Genomic DNA, 3,147 nt, shown 5'->3' with positions numbered 1-3,147 from the left:
TCTCAGCAGCAATGCCAATAAGCGGGCATTTAGTCAGGACAGCAGCTATTGTCTTTTGACTTCTCTGGAATTTCTGGATGATAAGGGAGAACTGAAACGAAAAGCGGATATTTTTACCAAAAGGACAATCCGCAGGGCAGAAACGGTAACTTCTGTAGATACTGCCAGTGAGGCACTTGCGGTTTCTATCGGTGAGAGGGCAGGCGTTGACCTTTCTTATATGGCACAGCTTTCCGGGAAAACAGAAGAGGAGCTTACCGAAGAACTGGCAGGGATAATCTTTAAGAACCCGATCAGTGAAAAATGGGAGCCATCGGACGAATATCTTTCTGGAAATGTGAGGGAGAAACTGCAGATCGCCAAACAGTTTGCAGAGGATCACCCGGAATATCAGGTGAACGTGCAGTATTTGGAGCAGGTACAGCCAAAAGATCTGGATGCATCAGAGATTGAGGCAAGACTTGGGGCAACCTGGATCTCCGAGGATTACATTACACGGTTTATGGCAGAGACATTCCATACACCAAGATATTATGTAGGGAGCAAGGTCAAAGTCCAGTATGCAGAAGTGACCGGACAGTGGAATGTTATGGGAAAGAATGTGGACAGCTACGGAAATGCTCTTGTCACTTCCACATACGGAACACAGAGAGCCAATGCCTACCGCCTTTTGGAAGATGCCTTAAACCTCCGGGATACCAAGATTTATGACACGGTACAGGATGCCGATGGAGAACACCGGGAATTAAACCGGAAGGAAACGATGCTGGCACAGCAGAAGCAGGAACTGATCAAAGAGGAATTTAAGGAGTGGATATTTAAAGACCTGCACCGACGGGAAGATCTCTGTAAGATCTATAATGAACGATTTAACAGCATCCGTCCACGGGAATATGATGGAAGCCATATTCAGTTTGTTGGCATGAATCCGGAGATCACCCTGATGCCGCATCAGAAAAACGCAGTGGCTCATGTGCTGTATGGAAATAATACGTTACTGGCTCATTGCGTAGGAGCTGGAAAGACATTCCAGATGATCGCAGCCGGTATGGAATCAAAACGGCTGGGACTCTCACAGAAGAATCTTTATGTTGTGCCAAACCATCTGACCGAGCAGTGGGGCAGTGATTTCTTACGACTTTATCCTGGGGCAAATATCCTGGTGGCAACGAAGAAAGACTTTGAGCCGGCGAACCGAAAACGTTTCTGTTCCCGTATTGCGACAGGGGATTACGATGCTGTGATCATCGGGCATACACAGTTTGAGAAAATCCCTCTTTCAAGGGAACGTCAGATTGCCATGCTGGAACAGCAGATTGCAGATATTACGTTCTCCATTGAAGAAGCAGCACATCAGGCAGGGCAGAATTATACTATCAAGCAGTTGGAAAAAACAAAGAAGAGTCTGCAGGCGAGGATGAAGAAACTTAATGACCAGACCAGAAAGGATGATGTAGTAACTTTTGAGCAGTTAGGCGTAGACCGGCTGTTTGTGGATGAGAGCCATAGTTTTAAGAACCTTTTTTTGTATACAAAAATGCGGAATGTGGCGGGAATCTCACAGACGGATGCACAGAAAAGTTCGGATATGTTTATGAAATGCCGGTACATGGATGAACTGACCGGCGGCAGAGGGATCACCTTTGCTACAGGTACTCCCGTATCGAACAGTATGACGGAGCTTTACACTATCATGCGTTATCTCCAGTATGACACACTCATGCGTATGGGTATGGGACATTTTGATTCCTGGGCGGCAACCTTTGGAGAGACAGTAACCGCAATCGAATTATCACCGGAAGGAACGGGCTATCGTGCAAAAACACGGTTTGCCCGTTTTTTTAATCTTCCGGAGCTGATCTCCATTTTTAAGGAAGCTGCAGATATTCAGACTTCTGATATGCTGAACCTTCCAGTGCCGGAAGCAGAGTTTATCAATGAAGTCTTGAAACCAAGTGAAGAACAGCAGGAAATGGTCAGTGCATTTTCAGAACGTGCCGAAAGTGTAAGGGCAGGCTTAGTAAATCCGACCGAGGACAACATGCTGAAAATCACGAATGATGGAAGAAAATGTGCCCTTGACCAGAGACTGTTGAATGAACTTCTCCCGGATGCCGAAAAAAGCAAGGTCAATACCTGTGTGGAAAATGCTTTTCAGGTATGGGATGAGGGAAAGACAGACCGGACAACCCAGCTGATCTTCTGTGACCTGTCCACACCAAAAGGGGATGGCAGTTTCAATGTTTACGATGATGTGAGGGAGAAGCTGGTTGCCAGAGGAATCCCGAAAGAAGAGATTGCTTTTATCCATGAATATAACACGGAGGCGAAGAAAGCGGAACTGTTTGCAAAGGTGCGGGCCGGACAGGTGAGAATCCTCATGGGTTCTACACCGAAACTCGGTGCTGGTACCAACGTGCAAGACAGGCTTATTGCTCTGCATCACCTTGACTGTCCGTGGAAGCCGTCTGATCTGGAACAGCAGGAAGGACGTATTTTAAGACAGGGAAACCAGAATGACAAAGTAAAGATATTCCGGTATGTGACGGAGAACACTTTTGATGCGTATATGTGGCAGATTTTGGAGAATAAGCAGAAGTTCATCAGTCAGATCATGACCAGTAAATCCCCGGTCAGGGCCTGTGAAGATGTGGATGATACGGCACTGTCCTATGCAGAGATCAAGGCACTTGCTACAGGCAATCCGTACATTAAGGAAAAAATGGATCTGGATGTGCAAGTGAGTAAACTGAAACTCTTAAAGGCAAACCATACCAGTCAGATTTACCGTCTGGAATCCGATATTGCAAAGAATTTCCCGGTACAGATCAGTGCATTGAAAGAGCGGATTGCCGGGATGCAGATAGATTCCCAGGTAGTAAAAAGCGTGGATTTACAGGATAATGACACGTTTGCCATGACAGTAGGAAATGTCCTTTATGAAGATAAGAAAGAAGCAGGCGAGGCATTGATCGCTGCCTGTGCAGGACTAAAAACCGTTAGCACCGGTGGAAAGGTCGGGGAATATCATGGGTTTACGTTATCTGCTTCCTACAATATGTTCTCCAATGCATTTGAACTGACGGTCAAAGGGAAATGTTCTTATAAGCTGGAGATCGGAAAAGACCCGGTAGGAAATATGCAGCG

The 3,147-nt window shown here is 46.2% G+C and carries 1 protein-coding gene; it reads left to right on the top strand.

Translation table 11 applies throughout. From position 1 onward, the window contains the following. Positions 1–3,147, top strand: a 3,147-nt coding sequence (locus DW694_RS17345; RefSeq protein WP_286187249.1) for an SNF2-related protein, incomplete at both ends; no start/stop codon positions are given.

It is taken from the genome of Ruminococcus sp. AM26-12LB, assembly GCF_003480785.1.
GTDB classification, from domain to species: domain Bacteria; phylum Bacillota; class Clostridia; order Lachnospirales; family Lachnospiraceae; genus Blautia_A; species Blautia_A fusiformis.
Note: the sequence above shows the minus strand (reverse complement) of the source record. Positions and strands in the feature narration are given on the sequence as shown.